This is a genomic window from Erwinia sp. 198 (assembly GCF_003937915.1).
Lineage (GTDB): Bacteria > Pseudomonadota > Gammaproteobacteria > Enterobacterales > Enterobacteriaceae > Erwinia > Erwinia aeris.
In genome coordinates this window covers 149,134-165,351 of record NZ_RHUM01000001.1, presented here as the reverse complement: position 1 = coordinate 165,351, position 16,218 = coordinate 149,134, and the positions used below count along the sequence as shown (strand labels likewise).

Below are 16,218 nucleotides of genomic sequence, written 5' to 3'. Positions count from 1 at the left end.
CTGTGCCTTAACTATTGCGAATGCTGTGCCAGAAGAGAACAACGCCGCATAATAAATTCTATCTAACTGATTATTAATATAATTTATTGCTGCGTCGTGCCTGCGCATTGCTATTACCGACAGAGCGACTTATCCTGTCGGATAAGTTATTTATCTTATGAGATAAGCATGAAAGCTAACGTAGCGATCGGCGTGCTGGGCACGGTGCTGGATAAACGCGGCAAGCGGGCAAATCGCTGGAGCAAATGGCGGCCAACCGTCGCGCTTTGCCAGCAGGAAGACTTACAAATCGACAGGCTGGAGCTGCTTCATCAACCACGCGATCTCAGTATGGCGCAGCAGGTGGCGGAAGATATCGTTCAGGCCTCGCCCGCTACCCGGGTAGTGCTGCACAGCGTGAAGCTGGAAGATCCCTGGGACTTTGAAGAGGTCTACGGCAGCTTTCTGGATTTTGTCAGCCGCTACTCTTTTGATACCGAACATGAAGAGTATCTGGTGCATATCACCACCGGCACCCACGTGGCGCAGATTTGCTGGTTTCTGCTGACCGAAGCCCGCTATCTGCCCGCGCGCATTTTGCAGACCTCACCGGCCAGCAAGGGTTCGGAGACGCCAACCGCGCTCGGCCACTATTCCATTATCGATCTCGATCTGAACCGATACGCCACGCTGACCAGCCGCTTTCAGCGCGAACAGCAGCACTCCACCTCGTTTTTAAAATCCGGCATTGAGACGCGCAACCCGACGTTTAACAGCCTGATCGAGCAGATTGAGCGCGTGGCGCTGCGCTCGGACGCCCCGATGCTGCTGACCGGCCCAACCGGCGCGGGCAAATCTTTTCTTGCGGAGCGCATCTATCAGCTGCGCCATGCCCGCCACCGGCTGACCGGTAAATTCGTGGCGGTTAACTGCGCCACGCTACGCGGCGACAACGCGATGTCCACGCTGTTCGGCCACGTTAAGGGCGCGTTTACCGGCGCACAGCAGGCGCGCGGCGGTCTGCTGCGGGAAGCCGACGGCGGCATGTTGTTTCTGGACGAGATCGCCGAGCTGGGGCTGGATGAGCAAGCGATGCTGCTGCGCGCCATCGAGGAGAAATGCTTCTTCCCGTATGGCTCGGATAAAGAGGTCAGCAGCGATTTTCAGCTGATTGCCGGCACGCACCGGGATATGCCGCAGTGGGTTGCCGAAGGCCGCTTTCGCGAAGATCTGTTTGCCCGCATCAATATGTGGACGTTTCAGCTGCCGGGCCTGGCCGAACGCCGCGAGGATATCGAACCCAACCTGGATTTTGAGCTGGAACGTTACGCCCGGGAACAGCAGACCCGGGTGCGCTTTGATAAAGAAGCGAGAAGCCATTTTCTGCGTTTTGCCTGCTCGACAGAAGCCAGCTGGCGAGGCAACTTCCGCGAGCTGGGCGCTGCCGTTACGCGGATGGCAACGCTGGCGGAACAGGGAAGGATCTCGCTGGAGCTGGCGGAGGAAGAGATCGCCCGGCTGCGCGCCAGCTGGCGTACTACGGCATCGACAGCTGCCCTGCCTGAACGTTCCGAGTCGCGGTACGATCTCTTTGACGAGTGCCAGCTACAGACGGTGCTGAGCGTCTGCCGCGCGGCCGATTCGCTTTCCGAAGCGGGACGACGCCTGTTTGCCGTCTCCCGCCAGGGAAAAAAACAGCCCAACGACGCCGATCGCCTGCGTAAGTATCTGGCGCGATTTGGGCTGAACTGGGAGGAGGTTAAAGGGTAAAAACGGCTAAAATTCTGTATCGCCTAATGGCCTGTAGCATTGGAAGAACCACGGAAGATTATTCAGCTACCCTCGGTCAAAATGAATATTCAAATACGGCTATTTTGCCCGTGATTAGTCATATAACCATTTCCCGGCTTTTGCTGATTCTATTAACATATTGATCGTGAAGTCGGGTACATCTACCGGTTCGGGTTTCCTGAATGGGTTCCAGGAGAAATTAACCTTGGGGTAATAGTTTTCAAGATGAAAATCAGACATGTCTACGTTGAACGCTTTGGCATAGTCTTCGATCAGTTCTTCAACATCATCCTGATCTAACCACACATCAAAATGGATGCTGGAGGATGCTGTATAGGTGTCGTATTTTTTCTTTCTGAACATGTAAACACCGCTATGATGCGTCACAAGAGTAATTACACGCTGTTCAATGTCGTCTAACATAATTTATCGTGACCTCGTGCTATGGCGTTATAGTCGCGTACAGAGCAGTAAACAATCTGTGATACATCAACGACAAGAACAACTTCACCGATGAGGGGGAGAGTTCGACCAACAAACGTGCTTACCTTCCTGAGCATCTTTAGTTTAACGATCCAGGGCGTATATCCCCCTATCCAGGTGGGCATTTTGATGCCGAAAGGAAACATCGTATTTTTGAGTAACTTTCTGACGCCTTTAGAAACTCCTGAAGTGCCGGGTATGGCGTCGGCAGGTTTGACTCGAGTGGACTGATTATTAACGCTGCTATATAAAGCAGCCACGGCGACAACATCTTTTATCCCGAATCGATCCGCAGTATTTATCACCAACACCATGGAAAAGAGTTCCGCCGCGCTAAGGTTAGCGCGCCCTGCATAAAAATAAGTGCCATTTAGTTCTTCTACTGTATCCACTTCATAATCCCTTATGATTAGCGTGTGAAATGCAATCATAACGGCTACTTTTCGCACAGTCCACGATCTCTTATTTGATTTCACGTAACGAGGCTTTACGCACCTGAAACGCTGGCAGAGCTTAGCTTTACCGCGCAGATGCTGTTGGCTTATTTACCTTTGTCGGCCCTGTTTTCAGAGTTAAATAAAACATTGGCTCTATACCGCGCGGCCGATTCGCTTTCCGAAGCGGGACGACGCCTGTTTGCCGTCTCCCGCCAGGGGAAGAAACAGCCCAACGACGCCGATCGCCTGCGTAAGTATCTGGCGCGATTTGGGCTGAACCGGGAGCAGGTTAAAGGGTAACGTAGCCGACGACAGCCGTAACGCTTTTGCAGCCGGGCCTGAGGCTGCACGGCTGCAAGAGCGGGTAATGCGCTATTGTCCTTCGAAGCCGTAGTATTGCACCGGAAGCCGCTGGCCGTTCACTTCCAGATCGCGCCACGGCTTAACTACGGTTTCAGGTATTTTATCCCGGAGAGCCTGCTCCAGCCTTGCCGACAGCGTCACGCTGCCAATCTGATTCCAGCCTGTGGCCTGGTGGGCATAGAGAGTAATGCTCTGCTGATTGCGGTTATAGAGCAGCACTTCCGGCGTGCCGTCGTTATTCACATCCTGCATCCATACCAGGCAGGAACCGGTATCCACCAGGCAGATACCCGACTCCGGCTCAAGGTGTTGCATCTGCCACCAGCTTTCCGGCGGCGCTTCGCTGCCTGCCCGCAGCGGGATGCTGCGCTGAAGATCGCTAACGGTTGGGGTAGCGCTGTTAGCGTCGCGTTCTGCCAGCAGCCGCACCAGCACGGCTTTTTGCCGGACAGGGTCGTCAAGCCACTGCGGATGACGGCTTATCTTCTGTAACGCCTGCTTCCCCCGACGTCCCGCATCACTGAATAAATAGAGATCCATGTCATCCACTTTTGCCTGGCCCTGCGCAAAACGCGCCAGCTGATTTTTCACGACAATGCGCCACGGATCGGCTACCGGCGTATGCAGTAAAAACCAGCCGCAGGCCGTCAAAGTCAGCATCAGCGCGATAAAAGCGTTCATGCTGCCCGCGCCCTGTGACCGGGCGCGGCGCTGGAACCCTGGCAGCAGCAGCGAGCCAGCCACCGCAAGAAGCGCAATCATAGCGGCGTAGATCCGCTCCACCGTCCAGCCATACTCCGCGACGCGCAGCCACAGCGCCCAGACAGCCAGCCCGGCCAATAGCGGAGTCAGCGCCTGCGCAACCAGCACCAGGCGCGCAACAACACGCTGCCAGCGCGGTACGCCAGGCGAGCTTTCGCCAGCGATGGCGCTGAATGCCAGCATCACCAGCGTCATGGTCAATAACAGCGTGGTGGCTGAAAAAGCTTTGGGAATGATAGCCAGCCCGGTAAAGGGCAAACAGGCCAGAAACAGCAGCAAGGCGACCGCGTGCAAAGGCAGCAGCACGCTTACAGCCCGCGTAACCAGATGCCTGTACAGACCGGCAGCGCCCGGCAGGCGTCGACAAAACACAATGGCCGCCGCGATGACCGCGCCGGTCGCTATCGGCGGGAAGAAACGGTTATCAAAGAAAAGCTGCTCAAACAGCGTGATGCCGATGATGCTGAAGAGATTGCTCCACAGCATCAATACCAGCCAGAACAGCCCGGTCATTACGCCGGTGACCGCCAGGGTAAACGTGTTGCGCCACAGCGTTTCGGCGACGGCTCTGCTCCACGGTGCCCCGCCCTGCTGCTGCTGCGATTTAGTGCAGAAGGCGACCAGCATGGGCATAGCCAGGTTGAGCATCACTATCACGGCGCAGATATTTTTAAAGTGAAATTCGCCCAGCGGCAGCGTGGGAAAATTCCAGCGATACCACCCCGTCATTAAGGCAATAATCGGCAATATCAGCAAGGCGCAGAGCCAGGGCCTGACGGCGCGGAGACGATAAAGCGTGAAGGCCAGAATGCTGGCCATCGCTAACGAGAGCGGCGGCAGATACAGAGAATAACGTTCGTGCAGGCTCAAACCATCCGGCAAAGCCCAGAGCAACCCGGCTATCATCCCGATAACGATAATGGCCCATTTAGTACGGTGAGGGAAAACGTCCTTTTGCAACATAGCGATTCCTTGCTGTTGTATGGGTTGAACAGAAATACCCAACCTGATTTGGATTAAACAGTATTTTTTGTAAAAGCGTTAATGGCAGGCGGCGATTATTTCCCGCGCTGGCGTTTTTTTTCCGCCTTGATCCTGGCTTTTTCTTCGCGAGCGCGAACCTTAAGGATTTTTCGCATACGGAAGGCCAGCTTCATCAGGCGTAGTTCGGTGCTGACGGGAAGATTGCGCCCTTTAGCATGCATCCACAACAATACTGCCAAAATAGCGAGCGTGATGGATAAGGTGATTAGCAGCGCGACCGGATCGCTATCCCGCAGCATAAAGAGCAGCATCATGATGAAGAGAGTGGCCATACCTTTCAGGCTGGTGCTGTCTTCAGCCATCTGGGTAATGGATTCCAGCAGATCGACATCCTTCGTCAGGTCAGGATGGTAGCGCTTTTTAACGATCTTCATATTTGTTTTGAACGCGCTGTAATCCTTCAGCGTAAAGCCATTGGTAAGGATTTGCTGGCGTATTTGCGTTTTTCTGTCCATTAGTCGTCCCTGTTGACCATGCGCAATCTGTGAGAATACGGCCTTTGAATATAAACACGGGCCTTGAAGCGTGGTATTGGCTGCTGAAGCTTAATAAGCGTTGCAGGAAATTAAGATTGTTAAGAAGAGTACAAGCGACTGTACTAATCGGTGGATCTTAAGGTACCTGCTGCGGCATTTATATGCAAAAAAATCTGTATAAAATACCTGACTATTATAACTATTACGCAAATGGAAATTCTTTGAAGTATAAGCCTCCCGAGCCCGGCTGAATATTCATAAGCTGTAGAGCAGAGAATATGAAAAATCCGTCCAAATGCGTTTCGCCAGGCGTAATTCCCTACCCCCTGCGGCAGGATTACCAGAGCGGTGGATTATTTTTCAGGTCTGTTCGATTCCTCACTTACTCCTCCTGATGAACGCTGTCGCGGGCGGTGACCAGCGCTCGATGCAACTGCCCTATTGTAAGATCCCGAATGACCGCTTTGGGAATACCACGCAGCCACTGGAAAAAACGACAGATCCCCAACAGGTCCAGCCCTTCACTGTCGAAAAGATATTCGTTTTCCCTGAGCGCAAAGGCATTATTGAAGCCCTGAGCTGAACTAATATCTACCCTGAACGTTTTTTCAGCTTTCTCCAGAAGTTCTACGCCATCATCGCCGGTAATGCCCAGATCCGCCTCAAGAAAGGTGTTTTGATGGATGGAAGCCAGAGGCGCACAGCAAAACTGATGTACAAAGATAATGACCTGAGACAGTGATGGACTCATCTGTTTAGCTCTCCCTGTTTGAGGGGCTGACGCCAGCCCTTACTCTTTCTTTTGGGCAGTAGGTTACCTTTTCTTTCCACCTGCTTCGATGACTTTTGCTGCGTAATAAAGCTATGCAACGCTTTCTGTTCGCTACCTTCATACTGTCTTTGCGGTTTACATTTATCTACTTTTGTTATGTGATCCTGTTACGTGAATTTTCGAGCCGTCTCGCAAAACAGGATCCTGCATGCGCTTTTACCAGGCCGATCCCCGCCTTGAAAACTACTGGCGCGGCGTTATTCTTTTTGGCAAAAATGTCGCCTCCTATAAATTTGCCCTTGCCCATGCGCTGTACGACCTGAAGCAGCCAGACAAAGATCTGGTTACGCTGGAAGAACTGGCTGTGCCTTTTGTGCGGCATTTATGCGCCCACCTGCGCCATGCCCCAAAGCAGATCACCAGCAAAAGCAGCGAGTTTTTGGAGGCGTGCAGGCAATTCAACGCGGGCGAAATCAACGAAGAACGATTAATTGCCATTACCGTTAAACGGGGTTTCGCTAATGTCATCGATGCCTTTCATAATGTGAATTACGCCGAGATCGACAAACGCTTTTTTCTGGATGAACGCCGAAGTCATAAAGGCATTCGCCTTACGGATAATTTTTATCAGCTGACGGAAAGCGAACAGTTTGCCAGCCTGACAGAGGAAACGGATGCAAGATGGCGGCTGGTTGAAGAAGCCTGGGCAATGAACGTATCACGCCACCTGATCGCCGTGGATTACGACGATAATGACAAGATGCTTTTCAGCCGACAGAGCGGTCGCCGCGTCACCATTACCAGCTGCCGCAGCAGCCTGAACGGCTATCAGAAAGGCCGGTGCTTTTATTGCTTCCGGCCCATTGGCGTGGCCGGTGGCGAGGAGAACCTGGCTGATGTCGATCACTTTCTGCCGCTGATGCTCAGCGAGCAAATCGGCAATCTCAACGGCGTCTGGAACCTGGTGCTGGCCTGTCAGACCTGTAATCGTGGCGTCCAGGGTAAGTTTGCGCGTATCCCTGCGATAACGCTGTTGCAGCGCCTGCACCATCGTAACGAATACTTTATTAACAGCCATTTACCTTTGCGAGAGACTTTACTCCGCCAGACCGGCAATACGCCGCAGCTGCGGCACAGCTTTCTGCAAAAAAACTGGAGTACGGCAAAATTTGCCCTGCTCCACGAGTGGCAGCCAGCGGCACAGGGAGACAGCCTCTTTTGATAAACGAAAACTATTACCGGCAGAACGCCCGGCGGTTTTTTACCGATACGGTAAATGTGGATATGTCTGCCCTTTACCAGCCTTTTATTGTCTGCCTGCCGCCGGGCGCGCGCATCCTTGATGCCGGCTGCGGCTCAGGTCGTGACGTCAAAGCCTTTAGCGAAATGGGTTTTGCCGTCGACGCCTTTGATGCATCGGCGGAGCTGGTTGCGCTGGCTCGTCAATTATCCGGAAAGCCTGTGGAGAGGATGCGCTTTCAGGATGTTGATGCGGCTGAAAAATATAACGGTATCTGGTGCTGCGCGTCGCTGTTGCATGTGACCGAAGCGGAACTACCTGAAGTCATGACCAGGCTGGCTATGGCGCTGAAGCCTGGCGGCATATGGTATCTCTCTTTTAAATATGGCCGCGGCGAACGGGAAAAGGATGGGCGTAGATTTACCGATATGGATGCGGCTGGTTTGCACAGGTTAGTAGACGGGGTTAATGATATTGGCGGTGAAATTTTTGCTGAAAATAAATCGGGGACGAAAAGACAAGCTGGTTATAAGCACAGAAAGAGGAATAACTTCGTTCTTGAGGCAGAAGAAATATGGCAGACCGGTGATTTACGTGTTGGACGCGGTGATGAGGTATGGCTGAATGCGATTATCAGGAAAAAAATTATTTAGTCAATTGATTATACAATAATATATTCCTTATCTGTAAGCAGTTTAAAAAATATAACGATCCGCAGGAAATAATGAAACTAGCCTACAGTTTACATTAACTATCAGAGACGCGTTCCGTTTTTAAATTTTCACCGTCAATAAATCAGGAAAGCAGTCAGTAAAGAGATATAATAACAGGGTTATTTAGCGCAGGCTGAATGTGCGGGAACACATTCAGCCTGCTGACCACAACAACTAACAGGACTAGTTATTATGGCTGAACAGGATTGTAATGCAGCTGCGGCTGCAAAAGAAGTGACGGAGACCACGCTGCGTCACTATACGGTGAGTTATGCGAGCACCTTCCCGGATTATGAGCGTATTCCTTTACTCGCCTTTAAGGGCAAATGGCTGGATGCGGCAGGGTTTGCGACAGGCACGCCGGTTGATGTCAGGGTAATGCCGGGTTGCCTGGTAGTGACCGCTTGCGAGCCGGAACCACAGGAACCGGAACTGATGAAGTCACTGCGCAAGGTGTGTAAGTTTTCTGCGAGGAAGCAGCGCCAGGTGCAGGAATTTATTGAGGTGATCTCAGGTAAGCCAATCCGTTAAGGTGCGAATTTCTTGTGCTGAATTATACCCAGCATCAGGCGGTTTTATGTTGAGTACGTTGATGCTGGTTGCTTACAAGATGTACAAACATTAAAACAGTCATCACCAGATCGGCGCACGTCCCGACTATTTGGATTTTATCAGATCGTCGGTTCAGGGTCTGGCTCCCTTAAAAAACTTTCATTTTAGGAAGTTGCTCAAAAACAATATTATTTTTGTTATCTGACTCAAGGATAAGAGGCCAGGGATGAGTAAACGTTCAGAAATTACAGATGGCAGGCGTACTTCAACTGAAAGATATGGAATAGTTATACCGAAGTACCTGGCTGGATTGACCCTGGCCATGCTCAAGGGGCTGACATTAAAAATTTATTGAGAAACATATCCAGAGGTGAGCTTTCGAAAAAAGAACATTATGATATTACCTGTTCTCAAGGCATGACATCTCCCGGGAGCGTATTCAGAACAGGAAAGTTTACAACCTGGCGTATTAAAGGTGGCCGCCCACATTGGCAACAAATCAGCATAGCGCTGGCAATGATGATGTCAGTGGCACGGGATTTTGAGGATTTCCAGAATTCGTTTCCTAATAACATTATTACCGACAGCGGGTTTAGCGGTGAAGATTTTGTATCCGATCTGTCAGGTTTTTACCGGGCAACTTTAGTACCTGATGCATTTCAAATGTTGAGGCCGGTAAGTAAAGAGAAGGCCCTAAAACACTGGGATTTTTATGGAAAAATTGGGGCTTTCAAGGTTAAAAAATTTACTCCTCTTTTATTTCCAGATCCTGAACGGTTTCCCAACGCCCGACCACGTAAGGGCATTTTGCCGCCGTTTATGAAATCGGTCGTGCCCTATAATGATTTCTTGTCTGGCAACGTGATCCTACCTCCTCGTAACCGGACTTTTATGACAACAGGATCAAGCGGGAGAATGGGGCTTTGAAAAGGATGGTGAAAGGAGCGTTGGCTGTTGCCATCGTCATTGCTGCAGCGTTCGCTTATGGATGGCCATATTTGCGAACGGAGTTAGCCACTAGCGCTTATTACACCGAGCAAGAAAAAAAGAATACGAGTACTACACTCCCGAACTCCTTAAAAATATGCCACGGATTTCAGATGCGTATTCATTTGGGTTCGGCAACGTTAGTGGCCCGGAAGCCCATGTTTATACCATACGGTTTAATGGCGCAAGCGACCAAAGACAGGTTCAGGCTTATCTGACGGCTGCCGGATACAGGCAGCAGTCTGCCTGTGATGTTGAAGCCGAATGCTGGCGTTCGCCGGACACAAAAGATATCGTCACGCTGATTACGTACACCTCACCAGATAGCGTGGTGGTGCAGGTCTATCGTAGTCCTTATGGGGAGTAGATATCCGGGGAAATCACACTAGCTGGTGTGCTGGCTACCCTGAACTGTGTAGGCCAGCACCTGCTTTTGAGGTTCAGGCTGCCATAGCAGCGCCGATTCACTGCATCCGTACTACAGGTAGTAGTGGGATATTCCTACCCTTCCGGTTCGGTCAAAACTCATATTTGACGCCGCCTTCACGAGTCCGCCAAATCATCATAAGCACTTTTTTGTCTATGCAGTTTTGGGGAGGTTTTACATCACGAAAACACAGCCGATCTTCTTTTCCCTCTTCTTTGTAGCCATCTCCGAATGCATATACGGTTATCAGGAATGGCCCTGCATTACCGGAAGGAATATGATATTTATCTCTAACCTTAATTTCATTGCGCAGCCACCATTGGATCTTTTCTGAGTCAGTGAAAGGCAGCTTGTTAACAATGACCTGAGCAGTGCTTCCATCATAATGTGCATCCATAACACAAACAGCCTCTCCTCTGGTAAACAGACAGTAAAAAAGGGCTGATGCTATTGTGAGTGCTGCAATAATAAACATTCGCATCAGCGATTTCCCTCTATATCAATTACGGCATCCATATTGGTTAAAAAAGGCCGAAATCCAAACTTATCATACCGTTGCAGTACAAACCAAATCCTAAAAAATTGAAACTGGTTAAATTTTTTCTTAAGTATATCATCAGTATCCAGACCAAAATGATCCTGGCCTGTAAATTTTACCTGTGCTTTCCATCCGTGCTTATCTACAGTGATACTGATTATATCTACCCTGGTTGCATATACATCATGAACGCAGATGCCTGTTCCATTGATTTTATCAACCGCAATCGAATCAAATTTAGGAAGCACAGAACCCTTAATGGCCGATCTTAGATCATTTAATCTATCCTGCGGAAAGCCCCTGGTATCATAATCAATAAATAAATCGATAGTTTTCTGCATAACAGATTTAGTTTTTTTAGCTGCATAATCTGAGTAAAGCTTGTCACGATAGGCAGCACTCAGTTGAGCATCAAAAAAAGGCGAACCCGAAGAATGCTGAAAGTGTCTAATCATTTGATTGATTAGATATTTGTACTCCCCCACGAAGGAATAGGGTAAAGAAGTGACCTGCATCTCCTCGAACAGTAGCCTTGCACACTCCTGAATACTGACTTTCTCGCCACGATGGACGCCACCATAGACACCTGCAAATCGGGACTGTGGGTTATCGAACGTTGTCAATCGGGTTAATGTATACGGGTCCACCACATTTGATATATTTGTAAGGCCGAACTCTCTCTTCAGCCTCACCTTCGATATATCACCGTAGCACATATCATTCGCGCCGTAATTATTGAAAATTCTTAGTGTCGTAAAAATCGTCTGTGGAAATACAGCATTTGTCATAGAAAGTACTCCCTTACGCATTTCATAAAATACCGCGATAGCGCTATTCCCTTTCGCTATCTGCCAGCGCAGGTGACATCCTTTGCCCATGCTGACGATATGTCCATCTCTGGATGGTCATTCGCATGATATAAAAATTTTTTTATCAAGGATAGTAGTTATGGCTTAATAATTATTTTTTTAAGTATCCCGCATAATTGTGCTATTCATATTTAGAGATCCTTCGGCATAATCAATCTGTCAATAAAGGGGATCGCTATGCATAAAGTCTTTTTTACTAAGCATCAGATCTTTGCCGTGATTAAATCGGTTGAATCCGGACAGACGTTAAAGATGTTTGCCAAGAGGCAGATATTCGGCCATGCTTCGCCTGGATAATGGTCCGGAATTTATCTCGCTGACACTGACTGATGGACAGAGAAACATGCAGTAAAACTGGAAAGTTTATCCAGCCGGGTAAGCCGACGCAAAACGCTTTTATTGAGCACTTTAACAGGACATACCATACAGAAATACTCGATTTTGATCTGTTCAGAACGCTGAATGAAGTGCGGAAAATCACGGAAAATGATTATCAGAATATAATTGTGAACGCCCGCATGAATCGCTGAACAATATGACACCGGAGGAATACCGACAGCACCATTATGCTGCTGGCATCTCAAAAAATGCGTGAAAATAAAACGGGTCTATTTACACTCTCGCCCCTGCCAGTAAAAGACAGCTTATTCACGATTAAGCTTAACTATCTGCCCATCTTTTCCCATCCGATATAGGCCATCATCTAAGGTGAACAGAATATTACCCTGCCGATCTTTTTCAACTGAGAATATCCTATTTTTATCAATGCAGTTGACAGTGGTTTTCATATCAGTGAAACATCGCCGATCGTATTTGCCCTCCTCTTTATAACCTTCGCCAAAATCCCAAAAAACCACAGAGAAAAAACCATCCTGATTTGGCTTAGGAATATGATATTTTTCTTGCAGCATGGCGTTATTATTTACCCACCATTTTATTTTACCATTATTAGTGAGGGGGAAATTTTCAACCAGCACTGAGCTAAACTCATGATCTTTATGTACAGCTTTAATTTCCACCTGACGTGTTGATAACCAGATACTGATGAAAATTAAAAAGCCAGACAACACCAATAGCATAATTACTATTTTATTTTTTAAATTCATCTTTTCTCCCTGTAATTTCAATGGAAGCATCCATGTTAGTCATAAATGGCTTAAAGCCGAAACTCTTGTAATGCTGCAGCAAAAACCAGATGCGGAAAAAATTAAACTGACTGAATTTTAAAGTTAAAATATCATCGTCATCAAGGCCAAAATGGTCCTGCACCTTGTAATTAACAACAGCACGGTAACTATCGCTATCAACATGCAGTGACTTAATCGTAATATGTGTCGCCCAGGTATCGTGGACCGTTATGCCCATCCCATTAACGCTATCTTGTAATCGGTTAAACTTGGGTAACTTACTATCCAGAATAGCTTTACTTAACAGAAAGTTCTTCTTATTGGGGTAGCATTTATTTTCCCAATCTATATTAGTATTAAATACTTTTTCTATTAGTAAGCGAGAGCTGCTGTTCTCCGATTTATCATGAAGTATCTGTTCCTTCAAAGCTCTGTTTAATGATGAATCGCAGAACGGTGTGCCATTGCCGTTCTGCATATGGTCGATCATCTTTCCGATAACGTGCCTGTAGGGCCCATAAACAGCAAACAGATGAGAAAGATGGTAAAATTCATCAAAGAGGATTTTGACACATTGTTGCTTTGTTATCTTTTGTCCCTGACCGTGCATACCATAAAACATGGACTGTGGTCGATTGAAGGAGGTGATTTTTGTCAGCGTATAAGGATTGACTCTGGTGGATACTTCGACCAGATGAAATATCGCTTTTAGTTGCGATTCGGATAAGTCGCCATAGCGCATATCGCTGGCGCTGTAATCATCCATTCGCCTCTTGCTTTTGAAGACACTAAAGGGAAATTGTAAATCTGGCACGGCATCGCTTCCTTGTGCATGGATGTCCATTTAGGTTGTACAAATAGCATACAATCATACGCCGGTAAAACGTGCTGTAAATACTCACGGCCTGGTAAGATGAAATTAAGAGATTTGCCCGATATGAGGCATTATGATGTAAGTATTGCGATAATACGAACCGATCGATTTTCCAAAACCCCCACATTACTAACTTTATGTATAAAGAGAGAAACCATCATCAGAAAATCATAATCCTATGTTCTGTTTCCCGAAATAAAGCTTTAATTTTACAATAGTGTGTCGCCATTTCAGAGTCGTAGGTTTACAGACCGTATTTTAATTGCCGAAGAATCCGACCTCGTTCACCGCCTCTTGTTCACTACGGGTTTCTGGCCATTTCACAGAGACAAAGTACCCGGACTTAGCGGGACCATCTGCATTCTGGTAATAGAGAGCACTGGCTTAAGCATATCCATTGACAGCTTTTCACCGTTGTCAGTGTTGATGGTGATGCTACTGGCAGGCTCAACGGCGCCCTGTACAATACCTACGCCAACGTAGCCGAAAGAAGTTGAGGCAGGCGGTAAGGTGTTGCCGCTTTTCTCTCCGTAGAAATAGCCTCCTGGTTATTTTACTACATAACGCTCAGGTTTTTATTTAAACCCGAACTCGTCTGTGAACTTAATTATATCGCCGTTTTTTTGTAGCTGATACTTCCCGTCATATGTTGTAAAGACCACACCTAAGTTCTTGCTATTACTGACAGAGAAAACAGCATCTTTATCGATGCAATTTAGCGGTGGCGGCATATCATTAAAGCATAACCTGTCATAACCATCACCTTCTTTATACCCCTCACCAAATAGCCAGAAGGTAACAGTAAAATAACCATCTTTGTCAGGCTTGGGGATATCATACTGTTCTTTCAACATATCCTTATTTTTTAGCCACCAATCGATTTTACCTTTATCGGTAAAAGGGAAGTTTTTTATTAAAACAGAACTGAACCCATACTCTCTATGATGAGCAGCGATAATATTAACCGGACGCAGGGAGAGCCAAAAACAATAACCAAAAATCCCCAGCGCAACTAATAAAAGCGCGTACCGAATTTTTTTAATTTTTGCTGTCATTACGGTCCCCTGTGATTTCTATGGTGGCTTCCATATTAGTCATAAAGGGTTTAAAAGCAAACGTGTTGCATCGTTGCAACACAAACCAGATGCGGAAAAAACGAAAGACGTTAAATTTTAGTTTGGCAATATCCTCAACATCTAAGCCGAACTGATCTTGTACTTTGTAATGCACCACTGCCCGATAGCTATCGTTGCTAATATGCAGTGATTTTAGGATAATGTGGGTTGACCATGTATCGTGAACTGTAATACCCATCCCATTAATGTTGTTCTGGAATCGATCGAATTTAGGTAATTTACCGTCAAGTATTGCCCCTCTTAGTTTACCTTTGTTATCTGTGGAACAGGCATTGCTTGTCCAATCAATATTCTCAATTAAAGCGTTTTTTATTTTTGACAACGTACTGTTCTCAGTCCTGTCATTGAGAATTTCCGCCTTCAAAGCACTGTCCAGGTGCATACTGGTGAACGTTTTGCCATTACCATACTGCATATGGGTGATCATCTTTTCGATCAGGTGTTGATATGGGCCATAAATCGAGAACAGGCGCGATAAATCGCGGAATTCATCAAACAGGATATTGATACATTGCTGCCGTGTTATCTTTTCCCCTTCTCCACGGGAGCCGTAAAACATGGACTGCGGCTGATTAAATGGCGTGATTCTGGTCAGGGTATAAGGTTTGGCTCTGGTGGAAACATCCAGCAAATGAAAATGCGTTTTTAACTGTGATTCTGATAAATCGCCGCAGCGCATATCTTTAGCGCTGTAATCGTCCATTCGGTTTTGCGTTTGAAAAATAGTACAGGGAAACTGTAGTGCGGTCATTTTGATACATTCCTTGTGTAATCGTCCGTGGAGAACTTCACAGGGAATAATATGCGGAGACTGGCGGGAATGTAAATCATGCAGTAATCCTGCCCGTAACTTTTAATTCCTAACTTCTTAGTCTGCACATCAACGCCGGACACCGTGTTTTTAAGCTGTCCGCTTTTTCTCGCTTTGGGCAATCCCTTTATCCAGGGCGGAGGCATCCGACGCGAACGTGTAATAAAACACCTCTAACAGGCTAATAGCGCTTTCCTCTGTTTGTAAACGCCAGCGTGGTGCCAGGATAGTGTGCTGGCACGTATGCCATACGCCAAAAGCTAAGCTGTCCTCTTTCTTGTGTGAGGGCGGCGGTGCTTCATTCGCCAGTATTTGGCGCCTCGTGGGGTAGATATAGCCCATACCATCAGCCATCTTATAGCCTTTATCCTGTGGCTTTGCAGTCTCTATCTGGCAGGCCTTTAGTTTCATTTTGGGGGCACAAATAAAGACGTCTATTGATGTTCCGATGGTGCGAAGGCCGGACTCGAGGAGCACCACAACACACTGTTTTTATTATATTTTAAATAAAACCCATACAAGAGTGCCCCCATTTATGCCCCATGATAATTTCCAGCTGTCTTTTTAAAATCAAACAGTTATTTATTTGGTTAAAATCATTCAGTTATCATTGCTATAGAACTCTTGTTCCAGCTCTGTTCTGTGAACCCTGCTGCCGCTGTTACTCCCCAACTTATAATTTCTACTAAGAAAAAATGATTTTAACGAAAAGTGTTCACACTATTCACCTGTAGCGTTTTTACTATATTTTTCATATAGTTAATTAATGAATACCTATATAAATAGTGTTCATCGGTGTTCACCCGAGGTGAACACCGCTCATCTTCAAGCTTAAAA

Annotated in this window: 16 protein-coding genes and 4 pseudogenes; 7 read left to right on the top strand and 13 right to left on the bottom strand. The window is 47.4% G+C overall.

Going from position 1 to position 16,218, the window contains the following annotated elements:
• The first annotated feature begins 168 nt into the window (after positions 1-168).
• The gene (gene rtcR / locus EGK14_RS00805; RefSeq protein WP_125287174.1) at positions 169-1,749 is read left to right on the top strand and encodes an RNA repair transcriptional activator RtcR; all 1,581 of its coding nucleotides are present in this window, start codon (positions 169-171) and stop codon (positions 1,747-1,749) included.
• Between the two features lie 114 nt (positions 1,750-1,863).
• On the opposite strand, the gene EGK14_RS00800 is transcribed toward rtcR, so the two are convergent.
• Together EGK14_RS00800 and EGK14_RS00795 are read right to left on the bottom strand one after the other, a co-directional pair.
• Positions 1,864-2,193: a DUF1493 family protein gene (locus tag EGK14_RS00800; protein WP_125287173.1), complete on the bottom strand. Its 330-nt coding sequence runs from the start codon at positions 2,191-2,193 to the stop codon at positions 1,864-1,866.
• Positions 2,187-2,645: an STM2901 family protein gene (locus EGK14_RS00795; RefSeq protein ID WP_125287172.1), complete on the bottom strand. Its 459-nt coding sequence runs from the start codon at positions 2,643-2,645 to the stop codon at positions 2,187-2,189. Before EGK14_RS00795 ends, EGK14_RS00800 begins: the two co-directional genes overlap by 7 nt.
• Positions 2,646-2,837: 192 nt before the next feature.
• Here EGK14_RS00795 and EGK14_RS00790 point away from each other — a divergent pair, with 192 nt between their 5' ends.
• Positions 2,838-2,990, top strand: a complete 153-nt coding sequence (locus tag EGK14_RS00790; protein WP_370255936.1) for a hypothetical protein — start codon at positions 2,838-2,840, stop codon at positions 2,988-2,990.
• 72 nt (positions 2,991-3,062) lie between these two features.
• Here EGK14_RS00790 and EGK14_RS00785 read toward each other — a convergent pair whose 3' ends face one another.
• The 3 genes from EGK14_RS00785 to EGK14_RS00775 form a co-directional block, all read right to left on the bottom strand.
• Positions 3,063-4,778, bottom strand: coding sequence for a DUF4153 domain-containing protein (locus tag EGK14_RS00785; protein WP_125287171.1), 1,716 nt, complete (start codon positions 4,776-4,778; stop codon positions 3,063-3,065).
• A gap of 95 nt (positions 4,779-4,873) precedes the next feature.
• Positions 4,874-5,314, bottom strand: a complete 441-nt coding sequence (locus EGK14_RS00780) for a hypothetical protein (protein WP_125287170.1) — start codon at positions 5,312-5,314, stop codon at positions 4,874-4,876.
• 403 nt (positions 5,315-5,717) lie between these two features.
• Complete coding sequence (locus EGK14_RS00775; RefSeq protein WP_125287169.1) at positions 5,718-6,086, bottom strand: hypothetical protein; 369 nt, start codon at positions 6,084-6,086, stop codon at positions 5,718-5,720.
• Between the two features lie 229 nt (positions 6,087-6,315).
• Here EGK14_RS00775 and EGK14_RS00770 point away from each other — a divergent pair, with 229 nt between their 5' ends.
• The 4 genes and pseudogenes from EGK14_RS00770 to EGK14_RS00755 all read left to right on the top strand — a co-directional run bounded on the left by EGK14_RS00770 (position 6,316) and on the right by EGK14_RS00755 (position 9,539).
• Positions 6,316-7,329: an HNH endonuclease domain-containing protein gene (locus EGK14_RS00770; protein ID WP_125287168.1), complete on the top strand. Its 1,014-nt coding sequence runs from the start codon at positions 6,316-6,318 to the stop codon at positions 7,327-7,329.
• Positions 7,329-8,000 (top strand): bifunctional 2-polyprenyl-6-hydroxyphenol methylase/3-demethylubiquinol 3-O-methyltransferase UbiG, encoded by a 672-nt coding sequence (locus EGK14_RS00765; protein WP_125287488.1) that lies wholly within the window; start codon positions 7,329-7,331, stop codon positions 7,998-8,000. Before EGK14_RS00770 ends, EGK14_RS00765 begins: the two co-directional genes overlap by 1 nt.
• A 252-nt stretch (positions 8,001-8,252) precedes the next feature.
• Positions 8,253-8,591 carry an endoribonuclease SymE gene (gene symE / locus EGK14_RS00760; protein WP_125287167.1) on the top strand — a complete coding sequence of 113 codons (339 nt, stop codon included), beginning with the start codon at positions 8,253-8,255 and terminating at the stop codon, positions 8,589-8,591.
• Between the two features lie 247 nt (positions 8,592-8,838).
• A pseudogene (locus EGK14_RS00755) lies at positions 8,839-9,539 on the top strand (hypothetical protein).
• Positions 9,540-10,117: 578 nt separating this feature from the next.
• Here the strand turns inward: EGK14_RS00755 and EGK14_RS00745 are convergent.
• Positions 10,118-10,507 (bottom strand): DUF943 family protein, encoded by a 390-nt coding sequence (locus EGK14_RS00745; protein ID WP_125287166.1) that lies wholly within the window; start codon positions 10,505-10,507, stop codon positions 10,118-10,120.
• Positions 10,507-11,442, bottom strand: coding sequence for a DUF3289 family protein (locus EGK14_RS00740; RefSeq protein WP_370255896.1), 936 nt, complete (start codon positions 11,440-11,442; stop codon positions 10,507-10,509). Before EGK14_RS00740 ends, EGK14_RS00745 begins: the two co-directional genes overlap by 1 nt.
• A 268-nt stretch (positions 11,443-11,710) precedes the next feature.
• Here EGK14_RS00740 and EGK14_RS00735 point away from each other — a divergent pair.
• Positions 11,711-12,028: pseudogene (locus tag EGK14_RS00735) on the top strand (transposase); the annotation flags it as partial.
• Positions 12,029-12,077: 49 nt separating this feature from the next.
• Here EGK14_RS00735 and EGK14_RS00730 read toward each other — a convergent pair.
• From EGK14_RS00730 to EGK14_RS00705, 6 genes and pseudogenes are all read right to left on the bottom strand, one after another.
• Positions 12,078-12,539 carry a DUF943 family protein gene (locus EGK14_RS00730; protein WP_125287165.1) on the bottom strand — a complete coding sequence of 154 codons (462 nt, stop codon included), beginning with the start codon at positions 12,537-12,539 and terminating at the stop codon, positions 12,078-12,080.
• Positions 12,523-13,374, bottom strand: a complete 852-nt coding sequence (locus tag EGK14_RS00725) for a YPO3983 family protein (protein ID WP_233598401.1) — start codon at positions 13,372-13,374, stop codon at positions 12,523-12,525. Before EGK14_RS00725 ends, EGK14_RS00730 begins: the two co-directional genes overlap by 17 nt.
• 228 nt (positions 13,375-13,602) lie before the next feature.
• Positions 13,603-13,922, bottom strand: a pseudogene (locus EGK14_RS21470) (nuclease); the annotation flags it as partial.
• A gap of 87 nt (positions 13,923-14,009) precedes the next feature.
• Complete coding sequence (locus tag EGK14_RS00715; protein ID WP_125287163.1) at positions 14,010-14,489, bottom strand: DUF943 family protein; 480 nt, start codon at positions 14,487-14,489, stop codon at positions 14,010-14,012.
• Positions 14,473-15,321: a DUF3289 family protein gene (locus EGK14_RS00710; protein WP_125287162.1), complete on the bottom strand. Its 849-nt coding sequence runs from the start codon at positions 15,319-15,321 to the stop codon at positions 14,473-14,475. The genes EGK14_RS00715 and EGK14_RS00710 overlap by 17 nt, the downstream gene beginning before the upstream one ends.
• A 300-nt stretch (positions 15,322-15,621) precedes the next feature.
• Positions 15,622-15,792: pseudogene (locus EGK14_RS00705) on the bottom strand (DUF4102 domain-containing protein); the annotation flags it as partial.
• Positions 15,793-16,218 lie beyond the last annotated feature (426 nt).

Coding starts and splice junctions, on each gene's coding strand:
- EGK14_RS00710 (WP_125287162.1), bottom strand. CDS start 15,321: ATGACCGCACTACAGTTTCCCTGTACTATTTTTCAAACGCAAAACCGA.
- rtcR (WP_125287174.1), top strand. CDS start 169: ATGAAAGCTAACGTAGCGATCGGCGTGCTGGGCACGGTGCTGGATAAA.
- EGK14_RS00780 (WP_125287170.1), bottom strand. CDS start 5,314: ATGGACAGAAAAACGCAAATACGCCAGCAAATCCTTACCAATGGCTTT.
- EGK14_RS00775 (WP_125287169.1), bottom strand. CDS start 6,086: ATGAGTCCATCACTGTCTCAGGTCATTATCTTTGTACATCAGTTTTGC.
- EGK14_RS00785 (WP_125287171.1), bottom strand. CDS start 4,778: ATGTTGCAAAAGGACGTTTTCCCTCACCGTACTAAATGGGCCATTATC.
- EGK14_RS00740 (WP_370255896.1), bottom strand. CDS start 11,442: ATGGGCAAAGGATGTCACCTGCGCTGGCAGATAGCGAAAGGGAATAGC.
- EGK14_RS00730 (WP_125287165.1), bottom strand. CDS start 12,539: ATGAATTTAAAAAATAAAATAGTAATTATGCTATTGGTGTTGTCTGGC.
- EGK14_RS00745 (WP_125287166.1), bottom strand. CDS start 10,507: ATGCGAATGTTTATTATTGCAGCACTCACAATAGCATCAGCCCTTTTT.
- symE (WP_125287167.1), top strand. CDS start 8,253: ATGGCTGAACAGGATTGTAATGCAGCTGCGGCTGCAAAAGAAGTGACG.
- EGK14_RS00800 (WP_125287173.1), bottom strand. CDS start 2,193: ATGTTAGACGACATTGAACAGCGTGTAATTACTCTTGTGACGCATCAT.
- EGK14_RS00715 (WP_125287163.1), bottom strand. CDS start 14,489: ATGACAGCAAAAATTAAAAAAATTCGGTACGCGCTTTTATTAGTTGCG.
- EGK14_RS00770 (WP_125287168.1), top strand. CDS start 6,316: ATGCGCTTTTACCAGGCCGATCCCCGCCTTGAAAACTACTGGCGCGGC.